The 25415-nt window shown below is 65.0% G+C and carries 23 protein-coding genes; 11 read left to right on the forward strand and 12 right to left on the reverse strand.

Annotated features, from left to right (window positions below; genetic code table 11):
* Positions 1–9 precede the first annotated feature (9 nt).
* From arsH to SR3_RS06640, 5 genes are all read right to left on the reverse strand, one after another.
* Positions 10–750 (reverse strand): arsenical resistance protein ArsH, encoded by a 741-nt coding sequence (arsH, locus tag SR3_RS06620; protein ID WP_068082606.1) that lies wholly within the window; start codon positions 748–750, stop codon positions 10–12.
* Complete coding sequence (locus tag SR3_RS06625; protein WP_068082609.1) at positions 747–1409, reverse strand: aquaporin; 663 nt, start codon at positions 1407–1409, stop codon at positions 747–749. The genes arsH and SR3_RS06625 overlap by 4 nt, the downstream gene beginning before the upstream one ends.
* Entirely contained in the window at positions 1406–1840 is a 435-nt protein-coding gene (gene arsC, locus SR3_RS06630; protein ID WP_068082612.1) for an arsenate reductase (glutaredoxin), read from the reverse strand. The genes SR3_RS06625 and arsC overlap by 4 nt, the downstream gene beginning before the upstream one ends.
* A gap of 11 nt (positions 1841–1851) precedes the next feature.
* The gene (locus SR3_RS06635) at positions 1852–2181 is read right to left on the reverse strand and encodes an ArsR/SmtB family transcription factor (RefSeq protein ID WP_068082614.1); all 330 of its coding nucleotides are present in this window, start codon (positions 2179–2181) and stop codon (positions 1852–1854) included.
* Positions 2182–2452: 271 nt separating this feature from the next.
* Positions 2453–2860 (reverse strand): carboxymuconolactone decarboxylase family protein, encoded by a 408-nt coding sequence (locus SR3_RS06640; RefSeq protein ID WP_084455062.1) that lies wholly within the window; start codon positions 2858–2860, stop codon positions 2453–2455.
* A 518-nt stretch (positions 2861–3378) separates the two neighbouring features.
* On the opposite strand from SR3_RS06640, the gene SR3_RS06650 reads away from it, so the two are divergent.
* The 9 genes from SR3_RS06650 to SR3_RS06690 all read left to right on the forward strand — a co-directional run bounded on the left by SR3_RS06650 (position 3379) and on the right by SR3_RS06690 (position 15429).
* Positions 3379–6312: a TonB-dependent receptor domain-containing protein gene (locus SR3_RS06650; protein ID WP_084455064.1), complete on the forward strand. Its 2934-nt coding sequence runs from the start codon at positions 3379–3381 to the stop codon at positions 6310–6312.
* Complete coding sequence (locus SR3_RS06655; RefSeq protein ID WP_068082623.1) at positions 6309–7892, forward strand: carboxylesterase family protein; 1584 nt, start codon at positions 6309–6311, stop codon at positions 7890–7892. Before SR3_RS06650 ends, SR3_RS06655 begins: the two co-directional genes overlap by 4 nt.
* 77 nt (positions 7893–7969) lie before the next feature.
* A complete protein-coding gene (locus SR3_RS06660; protein WP_068082626.1) occupies positions 7970–8773 on the forward strand; it encodes an IclR family transcriptional regulator in 804 nt (267 codons plus the stop codon).
* A 29-nt stretch (positions 8774–8802) separates the two neighbouring features.
* On the forward strand, positions 8803–9744 hold the full coding sequence (locus SR3_RS06665) for a dihydrodipicolinate synthase family protein (RefSeq protein WP_068082627.1): 942 nt from the start codon (positions 8803–8805) through the stop codon (positions 9742–9744).
* Between the two features lie 3 nt (positions 9745–9747).
* On the forward strand, positions 9748–10437 hold the full coding sequence (locus SR3_RS06670) for an SDR family NAD(P)-dependent oxidoreductase (protein WP_068082628.1): 690 nt from the start codon (positions 9748–9750) through the stop codon (positions 10435–10437).
* Between the two features lie 70 nt (positions 10438–10507).
* Positions 10508–11680 carry a mandelate racemase/muconate lactonizing enzyme family protein gene (locus SR3_RS06675; RefSeq protein WP_068082631.1) on the forward strand — a complete coding sequence of 391 codons (1173 nt, stop codon included), beginning with the start codon at positions 10508–10510 and terminating at the stop codon, positions 11678–11680.
* A 60-nt stretch (positions 11681–11740) separates the two neighbouring features.
* Positions 11741–13129, forward strand: a complete 1389-nt coding sequence (locus tag SR3_RS06680; protein WP_068082634.1) for a sodium:solute symporter family protein — start codon at positions 11741–11743, stop codon at positions 13127–13129.
* 4 nt (positions 13130–13133) lie between these two features.
* On the forward strand, positions 13134–14174 hold the full coding sequence (locus SR3_RS06685; protein WP_169805568.1) for an alpha/beta hydrolase: 1041 nt from the start codon (positions 13134–13136) through the stop codon (positions 14172–14174).
* A gap of 409 nt (positions 14175–14583) precedes the next feature.
* Complete coding sequence (locus SR3_RS06690) at positions 14584–15429, forward strand: alpha/beta hydrolase (protein WP_407668151.1); 846 nt, start codon at positions 14584–14586, stop codon at positions 15427–15429.
* Between the two features lie 273 nt (positions 15430–15702).
* On the opposite strand, the gene SR3_RS06695 is transcribed toward SR3_RS06690, so the two are convergent.
* The 3 genes from SR3_RS06695 to SR3_RS06705 form a co-directional block, all read right to left on the reverse strand.
* Positions 15703–18387 carry a glycoside hydrolase family 3 C-terminal domain-containing protein gene (locus tag SR3_RS06695; RefSeq protein WP_068082643.1) on the reverse strand — a complete coding sequence of 895 codons (2685 nt, stop codon included), beginning with the start codon at positions 18385–18387 and terminating at the stop codon, positions 15703–15705.
* Between the two features lie 356 nt (positions 18388–18743).
* Positions 18744–19412, reverse strand: coding sequence for a glutathione S-transferase family protein (locus SR3_RS06700; protein ID WP_068082646.1), 669 nt, complete (start codon positions 19410–19412; stop codon positions 18744–18746).
* An 85-nt stretch (positions 19413–19497) separates the two neighbouring features.
* On the reverse strand, positions 19498–20175 hold the full coding sequence (locus SR3_RS06705; RefSeq protein ID WP_068082729.1) for a peroxiredoxin-like family protein: 678 nt from the start codon (positions 20173–20175) through the stop codon (positions 19498–19500).
* 104 nt (positions 20176–20279) lie between these two features.
* On the opposite strand from SR3_RS06705, the gene SR3_RS06710 reads away from it, so the two are divergent.
* Positions 20280–21176 (forward strand): LysR family transcriptional regulator, encoded by an 897-nt coding sequence (locus SR3_RS06710; protein ID WP_068082648.1) that lies wholly within the window; start codon positions 20280–20282, stop codon positions 21174–21176.
* 145 nt (positions 21177–21321) lie between these two features.
* Here the strand turns inward: SR3_RS06710 and SR3_RS06715 are convergent, their stop codons facing one another.
* Genes SR3_RS06715 through SR3_RS06730 form a run of 4 tightly spaced genes read right to left on the reverse strand, consistent with a single transcriptional unit; the run spans position 21322 to position 24217 of the window.
* Positions 21322–21816: a (R)-mandelonitrile lyase gene (locus tag SR3_RS06715; RefSeq protein ID WP_307559480.1), complete on the reverse strand. Its 495-nt coding sequence runs from the start codon at positions 21814–21816 to the stop codon at positions 21322–21324.
* A complete protein-coding gene (locus SR3_RS06720) occupies positions 21813–22226 on the reverse strand; it encodes a carboxymuconolactone decarboxylase family protein (protein ID WP_084455071.1) in 414 nt (137 codons plus the stop codon). Before SR3_RS06720 ends, SR3_RS06715 begins: the two co-directional genes overlap by 4 nt.
* 18 nt (positions 22227–22244) lie before the next feature.
* Positions 22245–23339: an alpha/beta hydrolase gene (locus SR3_RS06725; protein WP_068082652.1), complete on the reverse strand. Its 1095-nt coding sequence runs from the start codon at positions 23337–23339 to the stop codon at positions 22245–22247.
* Positions 23340–23374: 35 nt separating this feature from the next.
* A complete protein-coding gene (locus SR3_RS06730; protein WP_068082655.1) occupies positions 23375–24217 on the reverse strand; it encodes an oxidoreductase in 843 nt (280 codons plus the stop codon).
* A 168-nt stretch (positions 24218–24385) separates the two neighbouring features.
* Between SR3_RS06730 and SR3_RS06735 the strand changes: the two genes are divergently transcribed.
* The gene (locus SR3_RS06735; RefSeq protein ID WP_068082664.1) at positions 24386–25309 is read left to right on the forward strand and encodes a LysR family transcriptional regulator; all 924 of its coding nucleotides are present in this window, start codon (positions 24386–24388) and stop codon (positions 25307–25309) included.
* The last annotated feature ends 106 nt before the right edge of the window (positions 25310–25415 follow it).

The raw sequence follows: 25415 nt of genomic DNA on the forward strand, positions 1-25415 counted from the left end.
ACAGACCTGTCATCCTCTCGCCAGATCCGCTTTCTCGACATGGGTTGCAACAAGGCAATCCTTTTCGACCCTTTCCGAGTAGCGATCCGCCAGTTGATCGACATGCGGGCGCAGCAGGACGGTGAAGCGCACCAGCTCCTCCACCACATCCACGATGCGATCGTAATAGGCCGAGGGCTTCATCCGCCCGGCCTCGTCAAACTCCTCGTAGGCCTTGGCGACGCTCGACTGGTTGGGGATGGTGAACATCCGCATCCACCGGCCCAGCACCCGCAGCGTGTTGATCGAGTTGAACGATTGCGACCCGGCGCTGACCTGCATTACGGCCAGCGTGCGGCCCTGCGTGGGGCGCATGCCCTTCATGGCTAGGGGCAGATGATCGATCTGGGCTTTCATCACCCCGGTGATCTGGCCGTGCCGTTCCGGGCTGCACCAGATCTGGCCCTCGGACCACAGCGACAGGTCCCGCAGTTCGGCCACTGCCGGGTGATCGTCCCCGGACACCTGATCGGGCAGGGGCAGGTCGGAGGGATCGAAGATGCGCGTCTCGCAGCCGAACCAGCGCAGCAGCCGTGCGGCTTCCTCCACCACGAGGCGGGAATAGGAACGCTCACGCAAGCTGCCGTAGAGCAGGAGGATGCGGGGCGGCGGGTCCATCGCGCCAAGCCCGAGCGCGGGCCGCTTATGGGCGTACTCCGGCCTCAGGGCGGGCAGATGGTCGGGATCGGGCAGCGGGCGCAGGCGGTTCATGCGATGTCCTTGGCGGAATGCAGCGTGTCGGCGCACAGGTGGGCGGCCAGGGCCCCCACGAGTTGGGCCGCGATAAAGCCCGGCACGCTGGCAGGGGCGATCCCGGCGAAGCTGTCGCTCAGCGCGCGGGCGATGGTGATGGCCGGGTTGGCGAAGCTGGTGGAGGAGGTGAACCAGTAGGCGGCGGTGATGTAGAGCGCCACGCTGGCCGGCACCCCTTTGGGGCGCGCCCTGATGGTGCAGAGGATGGTGAGCAGCAGGCCGAAGGTGGCGATGGCCTCGCCCATCCACTGGCCGGGGCCGCTGCGCAGTCTGGTCGCAAGCTGCCAGACGGGCAGATCGAACATCACATGCGCCGCCCACACGCCCAGGATGCCCCCGGCGAGCTGCGCAACCCCATAGCCCAGCGCCCGGCTCGCCGAGATGTCGCCGCGCAGGCAGAACACGAGGCTGACCGCCGGGTTGAGGTGGGCGCCCGACACCGGCCCCAGCATCGTCACCAGCACGAACAGCATGGCCCCGGTGGCGAGCGTGTTGCCCAGCAGGGCGATGGCCACATTACCCCCGGCCAGCTTCTGCGCCATGATGCCGGAGCCGATCACCGTGGCGAACAGCAGGAAGCACCCGATGGCCTCGGCCCACAGCGCCCGTCGCATCACACAGGGGCGATGCGCTGGCCGGTGGCGTCCACCACCTGCTCGCCGTCCTCCTTGGCGAAGGCGCCGCGCTGCGCGGCTGGCAGCAGGTTCAGCACGGCCTCGGAGGGACGGCACAGCTTCACGCCCAGCGGCGAGACCACCAGCGGGCGGTTGATGAGGATGGGGTGGGCCATCATGGCGTCGAGAAGGTCGGCCTCGGTCAGATCGGGATTGTCCAGCCCCAGCTCCGCATAGGGCGTACCCTTCTGCCGCAGCAGGTCACGGGCTTGCATCCCGGCGCGCTCCAGCAGGCTCTGCAGCAGGGGGCGAGCGGGCGGGGTCTTGAGGTATTCCACCACATGCGGTTCGATCCCGGCATTGCGGATCATGGCCAGCGCGTTGCGCGAGGTTCCGCACTTAGGGTTGTGGTAGATGATGATGTCGTTGGGCATGGAGGGCTCCATCAGCAGCAGGTGAGATCGGCCAACAGCGGTTCGCAAAGCTCCGGGCGGCCCTGGCAGCAGTCCTTCGCCAGAAAGAGCATAAGGGCCCTGAGCGCATCGATGTTGGCCCGCTGGATCATTGAGCGGCCGCGCTTCTCCGAGCTGACAAGACCGGCCTTTGCGAGGACAGCAAGATGAGTCGAAAAGGTGCTCTGGGTCAGCCCGGAGGCTTCCACCAGTTGGCCGGTGGAAAGGCCCGAGGGCTCATGCTGCACAAGGCGGCGGAACGCATCCAGCCGTGTTGGGTGGGCCAGTGCTGCCAGGGCCAGAAGGGCGTCGTCATTCGTCATGCATCGGCTTTTAGCGATGCATTCACGCCAGGGCAATATGCATCGGAATTTTCCGATGGAACTGGCGCAAGCGATGCGCGTGCCTGACCTTGATCAAGGGCGGTTTTCGATTGCGCGATCCCGGCCTTTGAAAGGCGCCTTTGTCAGCGATTGCTAATGCGGCTTCAATCAGGGGCCAAGGAACAAGGGGATGAGCGGCGCTTGCCCTTGCGCTCCCTCCGGATGAGCAGGACCGGGCGCGGCGCCACCGCCGCGCCCGGTCTTTCACGTGTCACACGCCCGGCGCGGCGTCGAAGGCTTCGAGCGTGCGGGTCGAATAGACCAGCGCCGCGCCCGCATTCATCGCCACCGCCACGCCGAGCGCCTCGGCCACCTCTTCGCGTGTGGCCCCGGCCTTGGCCGCCTCGTTGGTGTGGATCGAGATGCAGCCATCGCAGCGCGTGGTCACCGCCACCGCCAGCGAGATCAGCTGGCGGGTCTTCTCGTCCAGATGCCCGGTCTTGCCGCCCGCGCCCGAGGCCGTCAGATAGCCTTTGACCGTATCGGGGCTCAGCGCGGCCAGCTTGCCGACATTGGCCAGGAGATGCGGGTCAGCGCCGCCATGATGACGCGGTTGCCGAGCGGCAGCGCGCCAAGGGTGAGGGGATCGAAAAGGGTTGGCATGATGGATCTCCGTCATCGCTTGAGCGAGAGGCCATCGGGCTATCCGCGAGCCGGGAGATGATAAACAGGCCGCTTTTCCGAACATTGCGGACGAAATGGCGATCATGCGATGCGAGAATTACGTCTCTCTACGTTCCAGCTGGAAGCGCTCAACTTCGATGAACGGCGGGCTGGTTCTGGAGATCTTGGACTGGGTCTCGAGTGTCAGCTCAGTCAGCGATTGGGGCAGGGGGATGCCAGCGGGCTGCCACCACCCGATCCAGACGGCCGAAGCGCGCGTTACGCTTCGATGATGGGAATGGCTCTGCCGCTGTTTTCGATCTGCTGAGTCGGCGCAGCCTTGTGCCATGCCGCAGCCCTCAGGGGTTCGAATTCACATTCAAGACGAAAAAAGAATATCGATATCAATTGAGTAGAAGATTTTTTCCCAAAAAGCACGAGCCCCCTCTTGTGTTCGTTTTTTGCGCGGCTACGACAAAAGAATAAGAAAACTAAAGTTCGCTATCCGAACAATAATGGAGAGGGCAACCGGAGATGATAAGGAGTTCATTCCTTTTATCCACCATGGGGGTGTTCGTTTCGCTGGGCCTGTCGGGCTCTCTGGCCGCGCAAACTGCAGCGCCAGTGTCCGGCGATCCTGCTAAGGCAAAGCCTCCGGCTGGCCAGGAGCAACATCCGGTTCCCGCGCAGCCGGGCGCCGCCGACATCATCGTCACCGGTTCCCGCATCCAGAACCTGGGCACACGCTCGCCCACGCCGCTCACCGTGCTGGACGCCACCAAGATCGCGCAGACGGCGCCCTCGGCGGTGGACGATGTGATGAACCAGTTGCCTGCCTTCCGCCCCTCTTCGGGCCCCAATCAGGTGCAGCGCAATGCCGGGTCGATTTCCACCGGGCAGAGCCTGGCCAATCTGCGCGGTCTGGGCGCCCAGCGCACCTTGACGCTGATCGATGGCGAACGCGTGGTGCCCACCAATCCGCAAGGCACCACCTCCACCAGCATCATTCCCGTCAGCCTGATCAAGCGGGTGGAGGTTGTGACGGGGGGCGCCTCGGCGGCCTATGGCTCGGATGCGGTGGCGGGTGTCTCCAACTTCGTGCTGGCCGACAGGATCACCCATCTTCAGGGCTCGATCTATGGCGGCCTGTCGGATCATGCCGACAATCAGGAAATCGGCGCCAGCCTGGCCTATGGCTTCACCGCGGCCGATGATCGTCTGTCTGTCATCATGGGCGCCGATTTCAACAAGAACGATGGCGTGGGCACGATCTATTCGCGCGACTGGAGTGCGGTGGAGGCAGGCAATTCGGGCACGCCCATCGCCTTCGGCGCCACCCGCGCCTCGGGCACGCCAGCCAATGGCTGGGCCAATGGCGTGGAATATGCCGCGCAGACCTTCGGCGGGGTGATCAACAGCGCCACCACCACGGGCGGGGCAAGCTCGACATTGCTGAACCAGAGGGCCTTCAATCCGGATGGTTCAACCTACCTGCTGGCGCGCGGACCGGTCTACGGCAATCTGATGGTCAATTCCTCCAGCAACCGGGGGGCAGGACCGATCAGCCAATGGAACCTCAAACAGCCGATGATCCAGGGCACGGGCCTGATCCGCGCCAATTACGAAGTAAGCGATAGTCTGTCCGGCTTCGTGCTGGTCAATTACGCCAAGAGCAACGTCACCACCTTCTCGCAATATCACCAGACGCCGACGCTGACGATCCTGGCGAGCAACCCCTATCTGCCCAGCGCGCTGGCGGCGCAGATGGCCAGCAACAACATCGCCTCCTTCACGATGGGGCGGGTGGATTCGGACTGGCTGGGCACCTCGGCCAACAACACCTACGACACGTTCCGCATTTCGACCGGCCTGAAGGGCAAGGTCTTGGGCTCTCTCAAATGGGATGTGACCTATAATTTTGGCAAATCCACCATCGACTCCCGCGTCAACGGCACCAAGGAGGCCAATCTGGCCGCCGCCGAATATGCGGTGCGCGATGGCAGCGGCAACATCGTTTGCGGTTCGCTGGCCACCAACCCCAATTTCGCCGCAAGCCGCCTGACCAACACCATTCAGCTTGCCAATGTGCAGGCGGGCTGCGTGCCCCTCAACCCGTTCGGCGTGGGCAATATGTCGCAGCAGGCGATCAACTATGTGTCGGGCATCGAGATCACCAAGGATACGATGATCCAGCACAGCGTCTCGGCCAATCTTTCGGGCAGCCTGTTCGATCTGCCGGGCGGCAAGGCGGCCTTCGCGCTGGGCGGCGAAATGCGCTGGGACCGGTTGAGCCAATGGGCCGATGCCGCGCAGCAGCAGGGGCTCTATTCCTCGGGCAACAACCAGTCCTTCGGCGGCAGCAACCAGGTGAAGGAAGCCTATGTCGAGGTCGATCTGCCGCTGCTGCGCGATGTGACGGCGATCCGCTCGCTGGGCATCAATGCCGCCGCGCGCCGCACCGACTATCGCACCAGCGGCGCGGTGACGACCTGGAAGGTGGGCGGCACCTGGGAACCGTTCCAGAGTCTGCGGCTGCGCATCGTGCGATCCCGCGATATTCGCGCGCCTTCGCTCTCGGACCTGTTTTCGGTGGGCGGCATTTCGACCACGGGATCGTTCTACAACCCCTTTACCGGACAGTCGGCGCGCCTGCCGCAGCAGGCTCTGGGCAATCCCGCGCTGAAACCGGAAAAGGCCGACACGCTGTCTTTCGGCGGCACCTTCGAGGGGCATGGGCGCGTTGCCGGGCTGCACGCTTCGGTCGATTACTATCGGATCAAGGTGAAGGACGTCATCGCTTCGGTCAGCCCGTCGGACAGCCTGACGCGATGCTATGCGGGCAACACGCTTTACTGTTCGGCGATCCAGTTCGACAATTCGGCTTTCGGCATCGCCAATGTGGTGGTCAAGCCCTTCAACCAGTCGCTGCTCGACACCAGCGGGCTTGACTTCGAACTGGGGTATCGCACCGGCCTCTCACGCTTCGGTCTGCCCGGATCGGTGGATGCCACGGTCTATGCCTCGCGGCTGCTGCATTACAACTCCACCGATGTCGCCGGGCCCACGGGCACGACGATCGATTATGCCGGCTATCAGACGGCTGCTCCCAAATGGGTGATCTCCACCTATCTCACCTATCGTCTGGAGCCGGTGACGGTGGGCCTGCAGATGCGCGCCTTTTCCTCGATCGGCTATTCGCCGCTCTATGTCGGGCCGGGGCAGGCGGGGTACAATCCGGCGGCCTCCAACAGCATCAGCCAGAACATCTTTGCCGGGCAGGCGCTGTTCAACCTCAATCTGGCCTATGATTTCAAGCTGGCCGGATCGAAGGCGCAGATCTTCGCCAACATCTCCAACCTCTTCAACACCATCCCGCCCGCTTATGCGATCGCCGCGATCAACCTTGGCGGCAACCCTTATGATTACGTAGGCCGGACCTACAAAATGGGCGTGAGGTTCGGGCTGTGAGCGCGCGGCACCTGACGCGGCTGGCGCTGTCCGCCGCCGTTGCGACGCTTGCTCTGGCGATCCCCGTCACCCATGCGCAGGCCGTGCTGTCGGACTATGAGACCGCCGACAAGGCGGCGCAGGCCCGCACTGCCGCCCTGTGGCGGCTGGCCTTCCGCCCCACCCGGCAGGTGCTGGAGCAGACGGTGGCCAGCTTGCGCGGCGGCCCGGCGGACAAGGGCGAGACGAAAGCCAGCGTCGATGCGTTGATCGCTCAGGCCGCGCCGCAAGCCCCAGAGGAGGCGCGCCGCACCCTGTGGCAGGCCGCCAGCCTGCTGCTGGGCAAGCCGTGGAGCGCCGATGAAGCCTTGCTGGGCAGCCTGTCCCTGCGCCCTGACCATCCGGTCGCCACCGGGGCGGGCACCGGCCTGCGTTTCGAACTGGCCTATCCCGTGCCCGACTCCGCCGGGGCCAGCTACACGCTCGATCTGCTGGCCGCGCAGCCGACCTCATCGGCCACGCCGAAACGCGGGGCGGTGCTGCGGCGCATTGCTGCGGGCAGGCTGGAACAGGGCAAGGGCGCGGCGGTCACCCCCGATCTCGGCGGCGTGGCGGATGGTTTCTACATTGTGCTGGCCACGGTCACCACACCCTCGGGCGCCAGCGGCGAGATTGCCAGCGCGCTCTATCTGGTCAGCGATCTGGCAGGGCGTCAGGCGGCTTTGCAGGCCAGGCTGGACAGGATTTCAGGCCATGACGCGGCTAGGCAAACTGCCGCCTATCCCTTCGCGCTGGCCCGCGCCATGAACGAGGGCAAGCGCGAGGTGATCGCCTATGATTTCCCCGCGGCGATCCGCCGCTCGCAGGAGATCGCCACGGCGCTGGAGCAGGGGCGCGATCCGGTCGAACATGCCCGCGGCTTGCAGGACCGCGCCTATCGCTTCCCCGAAACCGGCGAACTGGTGCCCTATCAGCTTTATGTCCCCTCAGGCTGGACGCCGGATCGCCGCTGGCCGCTGGTCGTCGCGCTGCACGGCGCCAATCTGGACGAGCGCAACATGCTGGGCCGCGCCGATGGGCAGATGCAGAAGCTGGCCGAGGCGCAGGGCGTGATCGTGGTGGCGCCGCTGGGCTATCGCATCAACAGCGCCTATGGCTCGCAACATATGGGCTCCCTGCTGGGGGCCGATCCCGCCCGGCTGCGGCGCAGCGGAGAGGACGTGCTGCAGGTGGCCGATCTGGTCGCCCGCGAATACAACGCCGATCCCTCGCGCACCTACCTCACCGGCAATTCCATGGGTGGGGGCGGCACATGGTGGATTGGCGGCCATCATCCAGAACGCTGGGCGGCGATTGCCCCCGCAGCTTTCGGCGGCGTGACGCCTGACGATGTGCCGGGCCTGTCGAGAGTCCCCATTCTGGCCGTGGTGGGCGACCATGACGAGTTGGGCATGGCCGGGCGCGTGCGCGCCGCCGTCGTCACGCTGAAAGCGGGCGGCGTTCAGGCCGATTATCTGGAGATTCCGGGCGGCACCCATGCCTCGGGCTTCGACATCGCCCTGCCACGCATCTTCGCCTTTTTCGGGAGCCATCACAAATGATGCCGCGCGCGCAAACCCGTCCTACACTGCTCTCTTCCGCCCGGGCCACCGGGCGCGGGACAGGCAGGGAGCAGACCATGAGTGACGACAAGAGCATCGTGAAATCCGTGGCCAAGGCCTTCGCGGTGCTGCAGAGCTTCAGTGCCGAAAAGCCCGAACTGGTGCTGGCCGATGTGGCGCGCGGTGCCGGCGTGGACAATGCCACGGCGTTCCGCATGCTCAACACGCTGGTGCAGCTTGGCTATGTCGAGAAGGTGGACGACAGCCGCCGCTTTCGTCTGGGCTTCAAATGCCTCGATCTGGGGTTCAACGCCATTGCCCGTTCCGACATCAGGCAGCTGGGGCGACCTTTGCTGCGCTCGTTGGTGGGCAACACGATCGAGGCGGCCTCGCTGGGCGTGCTCGATGGCGATGAGGCGGTCTATATCGAGCGCATTCAGGCAGGTCTGCAACGGCTGGCCGTGGATGTGCGCGTGGGCAACCGCGTTCCGGCCTACACCTCGGCGCTGGGCCGCGCGATGCTGGCCTGGTTGCCCTTCGACAGCCTGCGCGCCTGGCTGGCCGAACACCCGCTGGAAAGGCGCACGGCTCACACGCTGATCGATGCCGATGCGGTGATGGCCGAACTCGAAAGGGTGCGCGCCCAGGGCTATGCCGTCTCCGATCAGGAAACGGTGACCGGCCTGCGCGTGCTGGCCGCGCCGATCACCGATGTCGACGGCATGCCCATCGCCGCGATGAGCGTGGCCGCCCCGGCTTTCGGCCACACCCTTGAGGCATTTGTCGAGGAGGCGCGCGAGATCACCTGCGCTGCCGCTGCCCAATTGTCATCCGCCGTCCGTGCGGCGGGCGGCACTGCCATTCCCAAACGAAACAGCTGAACACAAGCTTCAACATGGAGAGTTACCCGGTGAGCACACTTGACCTGAAGGGCCTGATCCCCGCCATTGCCGTCCCCTTCCACGACGACCACAGCATCGATGAGGGCGCGCTCACCCGTCTGGCGCAATGGCTGGCGCAGCAGCGGCGGATCAAGGCGATCATGACCAATGGCCACACCGGCGAGGTCTTTTCGCTGACCCCGCGCGAACGCGCGCAGGTGACCGGCATCGTGGCCAAAGCGGTCGATGGCGCGATCCCGGTGATTTCCTCCATCGTCTGCGAAGGCATTCTCGATGCGGTCGAGCAGGCGCAGCTGGCGCGCGAGTCCGGCGCCACCGCGCTCGACATCATGCCGCCGCACCACTGGTTGCGCTTCGGCTTCCGTGAGGAGCATGTGCTGGAGTATTTCCATGCCATCGGCGAGGGTTCGGGCCTGCCGCTGATCGTCCATGTCTATCCGGCCTGGACCAAGGCTTCCTTCTCCTCGGCGCTGCTGGCCAGGCTGGCGCAGATGGACGCGGTGCAGGCCTTCAAGATCGGCACGCGGGAGATGAACAAATACGACCGCGACCTGAAAGCCATCCGCGCCGTCGCGCCCGACAAGGCGCTGCTCACCTGCCATGACGAATATCTGCTGGCCTCGATGGTGCAGGGCATCGATGGCGCGCTGGTTGGCTTCGCCTCTGTCATTCCCGGCCTGATTGCCGATCTGCTCGACGCTGTGGAGGCAGGCGATCTGGCCCGCGCGATGCAGGTGCAGGCGATGATCGATCCGCTCAAGGAAGCGGTCTATGGTGATGGCGAACCCACCGGCGAGGCCCATGCCTGCATGAAGGCGGCGATGGCGGCGGCGGGTCTGATCCCGCGCGGCACGGTGCGTCCGCCCACGGTGGCCCCCAGCGCGCAGGAATTGCAGCGCATCGAGGCCGCTGTGCGGGGGGCCGGCATCGTCCAGTCCGCGCTGGCCTGAGTGATGCAGGCTGCATCCCCCCGCCGGGTGGTTGTGACCGGTTGCGCGTCGGGCATTGGCGCAGCCATCGCCCGGCGTCTCGCCGAGGATGGCTGGCAGGTGGCCGGCATCGACCGTAGCGAGCGACCCGACGTCCCTTGGCTGGTTGATTATATGCAGGCCGATCTGGCCTATCCTGATCAGCTTGCCCGGTCCGCTCAGGCTTTCGCGGGCGCCCGGGCTCTGGTCCATGCGGCGGGGCTGATGCGGGTGGGGCGGCTTGACCGGCTCGATCTGACGGACGGCGCCATGATGTGGGCGGTCCATGTCCAGGCCCTGACCCAGCTGGCGCAGATCCTGTGCCCGGCCATGGGGCGGGGGGGCCGCCTGCTTGCCATCGGCAGCCGCACCAGCGCGGGGGCTGCCGGGAAAAGCCAGTATGCCGCCAGCAAGGCCGCCATGGTCGCGCTGATCCGCTCATGGGCCAGCGAGTTGGCGCCGCAGGGGATCACCGCCAACATCATCGCCCCGGCGGCCACCGCCACCCCGATGCTGCGCGATGGCGCGCGGGCATCGGTGGCGCCGGTGGTGCCGCCGATCGGGCGCTATATCGAGCCGGAGGAAATCGCGGCCTATGCCTCCTTCCTCCTTTCCGATCAGGCGGGCGCCATCACCGGGCAGGAGTTGCTGATCTGCGGCGGGGCATCCCTGTGAACCCACGGTGAGCCAGAGCGTGAGCCTGCGCCCCGTCTTCTGATCCTCCTTCAGATGAAAGAGAACCAACGTGTCACATCCACGCATCCTCGATATCGTCGAGGTCACCAAGCCGATTTCCTCCCCCATCCGTAACGCCTATATCGACTTCTCGAAGATGACCGCCAGCCTTGTCGCGGTGGTCACCAACATCGAGCGCGACGGGCGCCGGGTGGTGGGCTATGGCTTCAACTCCAATGGCCGTTACGGTCAGGGCGGCCTGATCCGCGAGCGTTTCGCCGACCGGTTGAAGGAGGCCGATCCCGCCAGCCTGCTCGATGAAACGGGCGAGAATTTCGATCCGCACCGCATCTGGTCCACGCTGATGACCAATGAAAAGCCGGGCGGTCATGGGGAACGCTCGGTGGCGGTGGGCACCATCGACATGGCGGTGTGGGATGCGGTGGCCAAGATCGCGGGCAAGCCGCTGTTCCGGCTGCTGGCCGAGCGCAAGGGGCGGCAGGCCAATCCGCGCGTCTTCGTCTATGCGGCGGGCGGCTATTATTATCCGGGCAAGGATGATGACCAGCTGCGCAAGGAAATGCGCGGCTACATCGATCGCGGCTACACTGTCGTGAAGATGAAGATCGGTGGGGAAAGTCTTGCCGTGGACTGCCGCCGCATCGAATCCGTGCTGAAGGAGATTGGCGGCGATGCGCAACTGGCGGTGGACGCCAATGGCCGCTTCGACACACAGACCGCCATCGATTACGCCCGCGCTCTGCGTGAGTATCCGCTGTTCTGGTATGAGGAAGCGGGCGATCCGCTCGACTATCGCCTGCAGGCCGCGCTGGCCGAGTTCTATCCCGGCCCGATGGCCACGGGCGAGAACCTCTTCAGCCATCAGGATGCCGCCAATCTGCTGCGCTATGGCGGGATGCGGCCCGACCGCGACTGGCTGCAGTTCGACTGCGCCCTGTCCTACGGCCTTGTCGAATATATGCGCACGCTTGAAAAGCTGGCCGAAGCGGGCTGGTCGCCCTCGCGTTGCATTCCCCATGGCGGGCACCAGATGTCGCTCAACATCGCGGCGGGGCTGGGGCTGGGCGGCAATGAAAGCTATCCCGACCTGTTCCAGCCTTATGGCGGTTTCCCCGATACGGTGAAGGTGGTTGATGGCCATATCACCATGCCCGAGCTGCCGGGCATCGGCTTCGAGGGCAAGAGCGACCTGATCCGCGTGATGCGCGATCTGGCGGAATAGGGGGCAGGGGCGAGGCCCGGATCAACGCGCCCGCCCCGCCGCCTGATGGGAGAGTGATGGATGGCTCAGGATGCATCGCGACATCTGCTGATCGTGGGATCGGTGATCGCCTATATTGTGCTTACCAGCCTGCTGGCGCTGGCGCTGCGCAGCCGGACCAATGCGCAATTCATGGTGGGCGGGCGCTCGCTGCCGGCTGTGGTGGTGGCGGTGCTGCTGATGTCGGAGTTCATCGGCGCCAAATCCACCGTCGGCACGGCGCAGGAGGCGTTTGAGAAGGGCATGGCGGCGGGCTGGTCGGTGCTGGCCGCAGCCATCGGCTTCGTGCTGCTGGGTCTGTTCTTTGCCCGCCAGATCCATGCATCGCAGCAGCACACCATCTCGGGGCTGGTCGAGCAGCGTTTCGGGAAAGGGGCGCGGATCGCCGTTTCCATCATCATGATTTATGCGCTGCTGCTGGTGAATGTCGGCAATTACATGAGCGGTTCAGCGGCTCTGTCCTCGGCATTGGGCCTGAATATGACGATCTCCACATTCGTCGTGGCGGGCTTCAGCCTGGTCTATTATGTGTTCGGCGGTCTCAAGAGCATCGCTTATGTCACCGTGCTGCACAGCCTGCTCAAGCTGGTGGGGGTGGGCGTGCTGGTCGCTGTTGCCTTGCATCTGACCGGCGGTGTCGCGCCGGTGCGCCATGCGCTGCCGCCCGGCTATTTCACGATGACGGGGCAGGTGGGAGGCAACACCATCTTTGCCTGGATCATCGGCACGTTGGGGGCGATCTTTTCGACCCAATACATCGTCCAGGCCATCGCCTCAAACCGCGACGAGGGCGGCGCCCGGCTCTCGGCCTTGATGGCAGGGGCAGTCTGTGTGCCTTTGGGGCTGGCGCTGGCCTTCATCGGCGTGGCGGCGCGGGCACTGCATCCGCAGATGGACAGCCTGTTTGCCCTGCCGGTGTTCATTGCCGCCATGTCGGCGCCTCTGGCCGCGCTGGTCACCGTTTCGCTGGTGGCGTCCGCGCTGGTCAGCGTCAGCACAGTGGCATTGGCCACCACGGCTTTGGTGATGCGCGACTTCTACCTGCCCTGGCGTCAGCCCGGACCGGAGGGGGAACTGGCCGCCACGCGCAAGGTGGCGCTGGTGGTGGGGCTGGTGCCGCTGCTCTGCGTATTCTTCACGCCGCATATTCTGGAGCTGTCCTTCTTCACCCGCGCCTTGCGCCTGTCGATCGCGATCATCGCGGTGGCGGGGGTCTATCTGCCCTTCGTCGGCTCGCCGCGCAGCGCGGTGGCCGCGCTGGTGGCCAGCGGGGTGGTCACGACGGTCTGGTATGTGCTCGGCAATCCGCTGGGCATCGACAACATGTATATCGCCGCGATCGTGCCGGCCCTTGTGCTGTGTGCCGATCGTCCTTTCCGGGGCGCCGGACGCCCTCATTTTGCGGAGTGAGATGATGACGACATGGAAAGCAGGCTTGCTGTGCGCTCTGGCCGTGGCGGTCCCGGCGCAGGCGCAGCAGACCGATGTGTCGCCCGAAGGCGCCATCGCGGTTCCGGCGATCACCGTACCCTCCAGCCCGCTGATGAGCCGCGAGGGCAATGAGTCACGGGTCGAGCATATCCTCACCAAGCGTAAACTGAAAGGCCAGCCCATCGATGCGCTGGATGCCGCCTTGTTCGGGCCGGGCCTCACGCGGATGCAGGCGGCCTATCCGCAGGTTCGCATCCGCGCCGACCGGATCGCCGGCGTACCGGTGCTGGTCTACGAGCCTTCCGGGCCCAAGGTGGCGGCAGGGCGCGACAAGGTTCTGATCAATGTGCATGGCGGCGGCTTTGTGGGCTGTTTCCATGAGTGCGGCGGCGTGGAATCGATCCCCGTGGCGGCCCGCACCGGCATCAAGGTGATCAGCATCGATTACCGTGAATTTCCCGAAGCGCGTTTTCCCGCAGCGTCGCAAGACGTGGCCAGCGTCTATCGCGAGATCCTGAAGCGCACGCCTGCCCGAAAGATCGGCCTCTACGGCTGTTCGGCGGGAGGGCTGCTGACAGCGCAGTCGCTGGCATGGTTCCAGTCGCACGGGCTGCCCGCGCCTGCCGCGGCGGGCATCTTCTGCGCCGGAGCAGATGCCACCTTGGGCGGAGATTCCCGTTACATCGGCAATTTGCTGGGCGATGGCGAAGTGCCGCGCGCAGCTGCGGCCACGCCGCCGCTCGGTTATATGGCCGGGGCTTCGCCGCAGGATCCCAATGCCTTTCCTATCGTCAGCAAGGAGGTTCTGGCCCATTATCCCCCCACGCTGATCATCACCGGAACACGGGACTTCGGGATGAGTGGTGCTGTTTATCTCCACAGCCGGCTGGTTGCGCTGCACCGGCCCAGCGACTTGCAGGTATGGGAAGGTGGCCGTCATGCCTTTTTCTATGACATCCGCATTCCGGAAGCGAATGAGGTCTTCGATGTCATCGCCCGCTTTTTCGAGGAGAAACTGGGTTGAGGCGGAATGCCGGACGATGAATGGGCGCCGACGCCAAGCGCCTCTTTGACGTGAACGGATGAGCGAACCGCACCGGATGGGCCGGAAGGCTTTTCGGGAGATGACAGGAAGGCTTCTATCGCGGCGGTGGCAGGAACCGCCGCATTGCAAGTTCGTCAGCGGTTGGTGGCGTCTGAACGACCGGACCTTCCGCCGGCAGATTGATCGTGCCCTGGACGTATCAGCACTGCCTATGCCGATCATAAAAATGACGATTGTACTTTGCCGGCTTGCGGTGGCGTATCGGTGACAAAACCTCAAAATGGAGAGAGATGTGCCGAAAGCCTTGCCCCATCGAATCGGGTATACCCTCGCTCTGGCCCTGTTGGGGACTTCACCCGCTCTGGCCCAGCGTGAGGCGCAGCAGGGGATGCCCACGATGGTGCCTGCCACGGCGCCGCCGGAGCCCGATGCGATACCGCTTTACGGCAAGGCGACCCCGGGAACCGCGACCAGCGAAATCTGGTCGAAGGCTGGCGGCCTGGACTATACGGTGCGCAACGTCACCCGCCCTACGCTGACCCCGGTGTTGCCGGATCCAGCCAAGGCAACGGGCGCGGCTGTGGTGGTAGCGCCCGGCGGCGCCTTCATGCTCCTGGCGATGGATCATGAAGGCTGGGGAGTGGCACGGGCGTTGGCGGACAGAGGGATCGCCGCTTTCGTGCTGAAGTATCGTCTGTTGCCTACCCCTCGCGATGAAGGTGAAGCCGGCAATTACATGATGCGCACAATGATGGCCGGACTGACCGATCCAGGCAAACCGCCCAGCCTGACCAATCCCGATGCCGGCACCGATGGGCGCGAGGCGATCAAGCTGGTGCGCGCCAACGCTGCGCGCTGGGGCGTCGATCCTGCCCGAGTGGGGATGATCGGCTTTTCCGCCGGGGCCATGACGGCCCTGCAGACCGTGCTGACGGCAAAACCTGACGAGAAGCCGGCTTTCTTCGGCTATATCTATGGACCGCAGGCCCGGGTCGACGTGCCTGCCGATGCCCCGCCGATGTTCGATGCGCTGGCGCTCGATGATCCGCTGTTTCCTTCGCAGGGCTTCCCGATCGCACAGGGCTGGCTGGCCGCCAAACGGCCAGTCGAGATCCATGGGTATCAGAAGGGAAGCCATGGTTTCGGCCTTGGCGTGCCCGGTACAACCACGACGCTGGTCATGGATGAGTTCATTGCCTGGTTGACGATGCAAGGCTTCCTCGCACGACACTGAGCTTGTGGCCTTCCACAAGGATTAGACCTTGCCGGGATGGCCCGGCGGGAGGCCAGAGGATCGCAATCCAGAGGATGATGCTGGCTTGACCGGTCGCGGGTGGTGACCGGAACGTGAGCTTGCCAAACTCTCTGTGGCAAAGCTGTCGGCTGTTCATGGCTCGGGTTGAGGTGACGCCATTCCGACAGTTGAGGAAGACCGGTATCGCAGGGCCTCATCCGCAGGCCGTTGGTCCCTCGGCCCGTGTTCGACGCAGGCCGAGGGATCTTGTTTTTACTCGGGCAGGGCGACAGTTTTGTCGATGTCGAACGCGGCGCTGCTTCCCGGCACGCCGGTGCCGGGCTGGCCCGAGCCGACGCTGACCCGATAATGGCCCGCAAACATCTGGCGCTGTCCATCGGGTGAGACGGCGCTCAGATCGCGCGGCGAAAGGGTGAAGGACACCTCGCGGCTCTCCCCCGGTTGCAACTCAAGGCGCTTGAAGCCGCGCAGGGCCAGACGCGGAGCGCCCTTGATGTCGGGGAAGGTCAGATAGAGTTGCGCGACCTCGGCCCCGGCCCGATGACCCGTATTGCGGAGCTGTGCACGAATGGTCACACTGCCGTCCTGCGCGGGCGGAGCGACGACCAGGCCTTGATAGGCGAATGTCGTGTAGCTCAGGCCATAGCCGAAGGGATAGACCGGCTTGCCGGTGAAATAGCGGTAGGTGCGGCCTGCCATGCGGTAATCGTCGAACGGCGGCAGGTCTTCCAGCCCGCGATAGAAGGTCAGCGGCAGGCGCCCGGACGGATTGACCTTGCCTGACAGCACTTCGGCGACCGCCGTGCCGCCCGACTGGCCGGGATACCATGCCTCCACCAGGGCGGCGGCCTTGTCCTTGGCCCAGCTCAGATTGATCGGGCTGCCGTTCATCGCGACCACCACCAGCGGCTTGCCGGTCTTGTGCGCGCGTTCCAGCATGGCGATCTGGTCGGCGGGCAGGTCCAGCGTGGTCTTGTCGCCGCCCTTGAAGCCGGGAACCACGGCGCGGCTTTCCTCGGCCTCCATGTCGGAGGTCAGGCCCACCACGGCCACGATGACATCGGCACTCGCCGCAGCTGCGTCGAGCTGGGCATCGGCATCCGCGACGATAGGCTTCCACACCAGATCGGCGCCGCCCATCTTCAGCGACTGGGCGGTGACCGCGATGGGGTATTTGTGCCCGGCAATCAGTTCGACGGTCTTGAGATTGGGCAGGGCGCCAAAGGATTCCGCGCCCAGATCGACCAGCGGCTTACCCTCGAACGTCATTGAGCCGCTGAAGCCCGAGAGGCCCAGCCGATAGGTGCCGGAGACCGGCGGCACGATAAAGCCGGTCCACACCACCTTGTGGTAATTGCTGACGCCCGCCTGATCCAGACTGCGCGCGGCGACATCGGGCTCGATCCGCGAGAGGACCGGATCGGGCAGCACTGCCAGCGGTTTGACGAATTCGGGCACGCCATCGGGCCCCGGGGGCTGGGGCTCGGCGTTGGCGGCGTTGTAATAGCGCGCCAGCAGTCCGGGCCTGCCGTCCGGGCTGCGCAGGGCGGAGGTGGGAATGCGGTCGCCATCCGTGAAGCTTTGGCCAAAGGGCACCAGCCGGACATCGGCCTGCGGAAACGCCGCGCGCAGACCCTGTACCACCGATACGGGCGTGTTCGACAGGCTGGAGGAATAATTGCCGCGCAGCACCCGTGTGCCATCGGCCAGCGGGCCGATCACGGCCAGTTTCACGCCGGGCTTGAGCGGCAGCGTGCCATCGTTCTTCAGCAGGACAAGGCTGCGCTCGGCAGCCTTGAGCGCCAGGGCCTGAGCCGAGGGTGAGTTGACCTGCGTCATCGGAACGGTGGGCATGGGGCGCACGCCCGCCAGATCGCCCACGCGATAGCGCGCCGAAAACAGGCGGATCAGCGCGGTGTCGATGTCCTGCTGGCTGATGAGCCCGCGTTGCAGAGCATCGCGGTAGCGCGCGCCCAGATCCGGCAGGTTGACGATCGTGCCGGTGTTGCATTCATTGTCCATGCCTGCCCGCAGGGCCACGGCGGCGGCTGTGGCGGCGTCGGGCGCATATTTATGAGTGTCGGCGATGTCTTTCACCGCATCGCAATCGGAGACCACATAGCCCGTGAAGTTCCAGGCGCCGCGCAGCCGTTCCTTGAGCAACAGATCGCTGCCGCAGGCGGGTTGCGCATCGATGCGGTTGTAGGCGCACATGATCGACCCGGCATGGCCTTCGACGATGGCGGCGCGGAAAGCGGGGAGGTAGGTGTCTTCCAGATCATGCGCCGAGACGAAGACATTGGCGCTGTGCCGGGTGGATTCCGGCCCGCTGTGGACGGCGAAATGTTTGGGGGTGGCGATGATGTCGGGCAGGTCGGGGTTATTCCCTTGCAGCCCGTTGATGAAGGCCACGCCCATATGGGCGGTGAGGAAGGGGTCCTCGCCATAGGTTTCCTGACCGCGCCCCCAGCGCGGATCGCGGAAGATGTTGATGTTGGGCGACCAGCTGTCGAGCCCCGTGCCGATCCGGTCCATGCGCCCCGTCTTGCGGGCCAGCGTATGCAGCGCGCGCAATTCCATGCTGATGTGCCCCGCCACGTCCTTGACCAGCGCATCATCAAACGATGCCGCAAGACCGATCGGTTCGGGAAAGTTGGTGGTGGGCACAGTGCCCAGCGCGCCATGCAGCGATTCCGTCCACCAATTGTATTCCGGCACATTCAGGCGCGGGATGGCGGGGGCGGCGTTGACGAGTTGCTCGACCTTTTCATCAAGAGTCATGTTGGCCACAAGGTCGGCGGCCATTGTGTTGGCCCGCGCCCGTATGGCGCTGGCGCCAGAAGTGTTCTGCGCCCGGGACGGCGCCGAATGGAGAGCCACAGCAACAGCGATTATCGCCGTGCGATACGCATAGTGACGCCAGGAGTGCCTTGTCATCCGTGTCCCTCTCATCCGATCCTGCCGCAGCGCTGTTCTGGTAGCGCTATCGTAATTTTGCCGATCTATGTTCAAGCGCGGGCGCAACATCAAATACGGAATTTGTCCGGGTGCATAGGCTGGGCCTATGGATGGGCCATTTTGCTCATCCGGATAAGGCAGGTCGGGCCCAACAACGGGATTAGAGCGCTCCCAATGGTCGATGGTGTGCATGAATATTTCACCCTGTGAATGACAGCTTTGTCAGCGAGGGCCGTCATCCGGGCCGCGATATCCAGGGCAGATAGGCTAAAGAACGCGCTTGAGCGGCTTCTGCAGGTTGAGACTGGACGCCTGCAGACGCCCAGCACCTCGCTTCAGAGTTTGAGGCCGACAGCGGCGATGGCCGCATCCATCCGTCCGTCGAGTTCTCGCTTCGTCTCGGCCCACGCCGGTACGGTGTCCAGCAATCGCTGCTGCCACGCCATCAGATGAGGGAATTCGTCGAAGGGAACCTTCGTTCGGGCGGATTGGGAAAAGGGCGCGGCGATATCGATATCGGCGAGGGTCAGCCGGTCGCCGACGATGAAGCGACGTTGCGCCAGATGGCGGTCCAGCACGGCGCCCGCCGCGCGAATGTTGGCGAAGGCGAGATCGATGATGCTGGCATCCCCGGTCTGGCCCATGAAGGGCTTCACGATCCGCTCGTTGAAGGTGAGGGTTGAAAAGACACGCCACTGCTCACCGGACCAGAACATCCATTGCAGCACTTCATGCCGCTCATGCGCCGACGCGCCGAGCAAATCGCTCCCGACCTTTTCCGCGAGATAGAGGTTGATCGCCGAGGCCTCGTAGAGAACGACATCCTCATCGACCATCACCGGCGTCAGGCCGTGCGGGTTGAGCGCCAAAAACTCGGGCGTATGGCTTTCGCCCTTGAACAGATCGATGTTCACCCGCTCGATGGTGATGCCCATGATCGCTGCTGCTGTGGTGACGCGGCGCAAACTGCCCGAACCGGGATCGCCGTAAATCTTGATGGACATGGGAAGAAATCCTGAAGAGGGCGGGCCGCGCTCGCCCCGTCGATAGGGAAATATGGCGCGGCCCGATTAATCCTTGGGGGGCGTTTCAGGCCGGCGAAGCGGCGCGCAGACGGTCAAGCACCGGCAGCAGTTCGGACGGATCGGGGCGGCGCGTGTAGTCGGGATTGACCTCGGCATAGGCGATCAGCCCATCCGTGCCGATCACATAGCGCGCGGGCATCGGCAGCACCCAGGCGGGGTCATCGTTGATCTTGGGCAGATCGTTGCCGAACTGCCTGTAGACCTCGATCAGATCGGCGGGCAGGGCGAAGCGGAGGCCGAAGTCGGCGCCGACCGCCGTATGCGTGTCGCTCAGGATCGGGAAGCCCAGCTTGTTGTCACGCTGAGACTTGCGGCTGTTGGCCGCCGTCTGGGGCGAGATGGCGACAAGGCTGGCACCGCGCGCCTCGATCTCCGCGCGGATCTCTTCCAGCGCCTGAAGATCATGGTTGCAATAAGGGCACCAGACGCCGCGATAGAAGGTCACCACCAAAGGCCCCCTGGCCAGCAGGTCACGCGAATGGACGCTGTGGCCATCGGCGTCCTGCAGGGTGAATGCGGGCGCGGTATCGCCCGCCTTGAGGGCATGGTCGGCCTGCCCGCTGTCGATCAGCGTCTGGGTCGCGCTCTGCATCGTGTCGAGCTGATCGCGGGTGGGCACCAGCGGAAAGCGCCCGTTTTCGAAATCCTCGCGCAGCGCGTCGAGCTTGTCCTGAAGCTTCATCACCATTCTCCGTCTCGCGGCATGATCGCCGTGAAAGGGGGATTAGGTCATTCATGAATTCTGGTGTATTCCTTGAATATGGACAACATATATCCGTATTTCGAATGAGTGACCGCTGGCAGGAAATGGCGGTTTTCGTGCGCGTCGCCGAAAGCGGTGCCCTGTCGCGCGCCGCGCGGGAATTGAAACTGTCTCAGCCCTCGGTCTCGCGGATCATCGCCACGCTGGAGGAGCGGCTGGGCACCACGCTGCTGCTGCGCACGACCCGCAGCATCTCCTTGACCGAAGCGGGCGCCCTTTATCTGGAGCGCGCGAAACATCTGCTCGCCGAGATGGAGGAGGCCGAGCAGGCGACACGGGGCATTGACTCACTGCATGGCGTGATCCGGCTGGCCATGCCGGTGCTGTATGGCACGCGGGCTGTCATACCCGCACTGGCGAGCTTCCTGGCCCGCCACCCGGACCTGCGGGTCGAGATGATCATGAGCGATATGCGCCAGAACCTTATTACGGAAGGCGTCGATGTCGCCATCCGCCTGGGCGTGGGAACGCTCGATGATTCGACCTTCGGCGCGCGCAAACTCGCCCAGGTCGAGCGGCTTGTGGTTGCTGCCCCCTCCTATCTTGCCGCCCATGGCGTGCCCGCCAATCCGGGCGAGCTGGCCCGGCACCATTGCATCGTCCAGCACGGCGTCTTCGGTCCGGAAAGCTGGCGCTTTACGCACAACCAGACGGTGACATCGGTCAATGTGCCCGCCAAGCTCTGGATCAACTCGGCGCCGGGCATTCTGGCGGCGGCGGTGGCCGGGCTGGGGGTCGCGCTGGCCACCAATGTCATGGCCGGAGAGGAGTTGCGCTCCGGCCAGCTGGTGCGGTTGCTTGAGGCCTATCGGCTGGACCCGGCGCATGTCCATGCGATCTTCCCGGCGGGCCCCAGACCCTCGGCAAAAGTCCGGGCGATTGTCGAGCATCTGGCCATGACACTGGGGGCAATGGCCTGACATGCCCTGACGTGACGATATCAGCCCGGAAGAGAGCTTCAATGCCGCATGCATAAAGCATGGCTTGCAGCGAAGGCGCTGTGAGGTGGGAAAGGCTGCTACATCATCGGCAGCTGTCTTTCGCGGCTTGCCGGTATCCTCCTCTTCACCGGGTGTTATCGTGCTCGTCGGAGACCTTTTCCATCCAGTCCACGGTCTTGCCGTGCAGCGCCTCGGAAATGGCGATGTGGGTCATGCCCGTTGTGGCGGCGGCGCCATGCCAGTGCTTCACGCCCGGCGGTATCCAGATGATGTCGCCGCGCGCGATGGTCTGGACAGGGTGCCCCCATTGCTGGACCCGCCCCGTCCCCGCCGTGACGATCAGCGTCTGGCCCAGGGGGTGGCTGTGCCAATCGGTATGGGCGCCGGGCTCGAAGGTGACATAACTGCCGCTGACCCGGGCCGGAGCCGTCGCCTGAAAGCGCATCTCGACGCGCGCGGAGCCCGTGAAATGGTCCGCCGACGCCGAAGTGGCCGGCTGGGAGCCTGATCGCGTGATGGCAATCTGGCTTTCGGGCTGAGCGGAGGCGGCGGTGTGCGTCATGGTAACCCCGGAGATGGCGGCCAGCGCGAGAAAGGTTCGGAGCGGGCCGATGCTCACGGGGCGTCCTTCGGGCGAAACACATCCTTGGCCACCGCAATGGCCGACACGGCGTTGGGCCAACCGGTATAGAAGGCCAGTTGGGTGATCGCCTCGACCAGTTCTTCTTCGCTCAGGCCATTCTGCCGCGCCAGCATCAGGTGGGAGCGCAACTGATCGGGCCGGTTCATGGCGACCAGCGCGGCCACGGTAATGAGGCTGCGGTCGCGTTTGGACAGGCCGGGGCGCTCCCATATGTCGCCGTAGAGCACATCGTCGGTCAGCTGCGCCATCTTGGGTGCGATGTCGCCCATCAGTTGCTGGGCGCGTGAGGGCTGGGCGGGGGCGGCGGCGGGCGTGGTCTGGGCCATGGCGTCGGACCCTGAGATCAGCGCGGCGGCGGCGAGCACATTGCGGACAAGAGGTGGCATGGTCGTTGTCCTTGTGATTCAGGCGAGATGCTGGTGGAAGAAGCGGCTCAGCCTGCCGATCGACTGCGGAGTGTAGCGGGGATTGTCGTAGAGATCGACATGGGTGGCGCCAGGCACCACGAAGAGTTCCTTGGGCTCGGCGGCTTTCTGATAGGCGTCCTGACTGAAATAGGCGGATTCGGCCTTTTCGCCCACCACCATCAGCAGGGGGCGTGGCGAGATCGTTTCGGCCTGCACGAAGGGAAAGAAGTTCATCATCGGCGCCAGGCTGGTGAAAGCATACCAGCCCGTGGAGTTGGGGTGCTTGCCGCGCGGCGTGTCGTAATAGTCGAGGAACTCGCGCACGATGGCGGGGGTCGCAGCCGTGGCGGGCTGGGTGGGCAGGGCGCGGATGTCGCGCCGCGCGCCGCCTGCCGCTTCGAGCGAGCGCTGATGGGCGATATCGTCGAGCAGCGTCATGCGCTGCTGATAGCTCATGCTGTCGCCCAGCCCCTGCCGACGGGCGCGGCCCATATCATACATGCTGACCGTGGCGATGGCGCGGATACGGTGATCGATGGCTGCGGCGCTGACCGCATAGCCGCCGCCGCCGCAGACCCCCAGCATGCCGATGCGCGCTGGATCGACAAAGGGTTGGCGGGTGAAGAAATCGACCCCGGCGCTGTAGTCGCCCACGCGGGTGGCGGGCACTTCGGTGTAGCGCGGCTCACCCGTGCTGTCGCCATAATGCGAGGCATCGAAGGACAGGGTGACGAAACCCATCTGCGCCAGTTTGAGCGCATGCAGCCCGGCGGTCTGTTCCTTCACGCCGCCGAAGGGGTGGCCCACCACGATGGCGGCATAGCGCTTGCCGGCGTCGAAACCGGCGGGTTTGAACAGATTGGCCGCGATCACGGTGTTGGCTGCGATGTTGGGGTAATTGACCCGCTCGAGCGAGACGCCCATCAGTTCGGGGCTGCCCACCACCATCGGGCGCGAGGGCGAAGCGGGCGGGGCAGGGATGGTTTGCGCCGCCGCCTCGCGCGGCAGGAGGCCAACCCCGGCCGCCGAGGCCGCCAGCAGGGAAGTGCCAAGAAACTGACGCCGGTGTTGGCGCAGGGAAGGAGTGGTCATCACGGCCTCGCTTGCTGATCTTCGGGATGCTGGCGTCACGCGCCCTGCGGATAGTCGGCGCCCAGCGACACCTGCTCCCAGGCATCGATCTCGGCCGAAAGGGCGGCGATCTTCTGGCGCACGGCATCCAGGCCGAACTTGCCCAGAATGAGGTTGAGCGGCGGCTTGTCGCTCTCCACGGCGGTGATGATGGCATCGGCGGCGCGCACCGGGTCGCCCGGCTGATGGCCGCTGTATTGCGCGATCATGTCCAGACGCTTGTGGACGGTGTCCGCATAGGCATCGATGCGCGTTGCCGAGGATTGCAGCGAACGCCCGCCCCAGTCGGTGCGGAAGGGGCCGGGCTCCACCACCGTCACCTTGATGCCGAGCGGGCCAACTTCCTGCGCCAGCGCCTCGGACAGGCCGACCACGCCGAATTTGGACGCCGCGTAATAGCCCGAGCCGGGGTTGCCGATCAGCCCGCCCACCGAGGCGATGTTGACGATGTGGCCCGCGCCGCGCTGGCGCATGCCGGGCAGGGCGGCCCTGGTGATGGCGATGAGGCCGAACAGGTTGGTTTCGAACTGGGCGCGATAGGCTTCGTCCTCGCCTTCTTCGAAGGCGGTCAGATAGCCATAGCCGGCGTTGTTGACGAGCACGTCAAGCCCGCCTGAGGCCTCGACCGCGGCGATGGCGGCGGCAATGTCCTTCGGCACGGTGACATCAAGTTGCAGCGCATGGGCATTGGCGTGGCCGGCGACCAGATCATCCAATTGCTCCGGCTTGCGGGCGGTTGCAAACACGGTGTCGCCGCGCGCGATCAGCTTTTCGGCCAGGGCTCGTCCGAAGCCGGTGGAGCAGCCAGTGATGAGCCAGGTACGGGGGGAATGGGGCATGGAACGTGTCCTTGAAGAATGCCGGGGGGAAGGCATGACATCTCTCTGCAGGCGGTGCTGCCCGCTCGGGCGGCTGGTGCCGCTCATTGCATGGCTCATGGATAAGCTGTACCAATAGGCTCATCAATGATGGAGTTTTTGCAACTCCCTGTTCTGGATTTTTCATCTATGTTGCGCGCCGATCTGGCCGAACTCACCGCTTTCATCGCCATCGCCGAGCAGCGCAGCTTTCGCGGCGCGGCGCGCGTGCTGGGTCTGTCGCCCTCGGCGCTCAGCCATGCGATCCGCAATCTGGAAACGCGGCTGGATGTGCGCCTGTTCAACCGCACCACGCGCTCGGTGGCGCTGACCGAAACGGGCGAGCGCCTGTTGCTGCGTGTGCGCCCGGCGCTGGCCGATCTCACCGAGGCGGTGGATGAGGCGGGATCTGCCCACGACCATCCCTCTGGCAGCATCCGCATCAGCGCGGCGGAAGCTGGTGCGCGCCCGCTTATCCGGCATGTCCTCCCAACCTTCCTTGCCCGCTACCCTGACATTCACGTCGAATTCGTTGTCGATACCCGCATGGTGGATGTCGTGGCGGACGGCTTCGACGCGGGGATCAGGATCGAGGAAGATGTGCCACGCGACATGATCGCCATTCCCTTTGGCGGTCCCTGGCGGTTTATGGCGGTGGCCTCGCCAGCCTATCTTGCCGGGCGGGACAGGCCCCGCGTGCCGCAGGATCTGCTGCACCATGCCTGCATCCGCTTCCGCTTCACCAGCGGAGCGCTGTACCTCTGGGATCTGGAGCGTGACGGCAAATTCACCAACATCGACGTTCAGGGGCCGATGACGCTGGGCAACACCAATCTGATGCTGGAAGCGGCCTTGGGCGGCATCGGTATCGGTTGGCTGCCTGAAAGTCTGGTGGGCGAGCACCTGGCGTCGGGCCGGTTGGTCAATGTCTTGCCGGAATGGAACCACTCCTTTCCCGGCGCCTGTCTGTATTATCCAGCCAATCGCCATCCGCCCACGGCCTTGCGTCTTTTTGCGAATGCGGTGCGGGAATGGGCCGCTGGATATGGGGCTGGTCAGCGAGAAGACAGCTGAATGAGCGGCAGGTATCAGGGTTTCCATCGAGTAGGCGCGATGGCGGCTTTGTCAGCTCCCCCTCTCGTATAGGACCGGCAGCAGCCGCCACATCGCTGGACGGTCC

This window comes from Novosphingobium rosa NBRC 15208, assembly GCF_001598555.1.
Taxonomy (GTDB): Bacteria; Pseudomonadota; Alphaproteobacteria; order Sphingomonadales; family Sphingomonadaceae; genus Novosphingobium; species Novosphingobium rosa.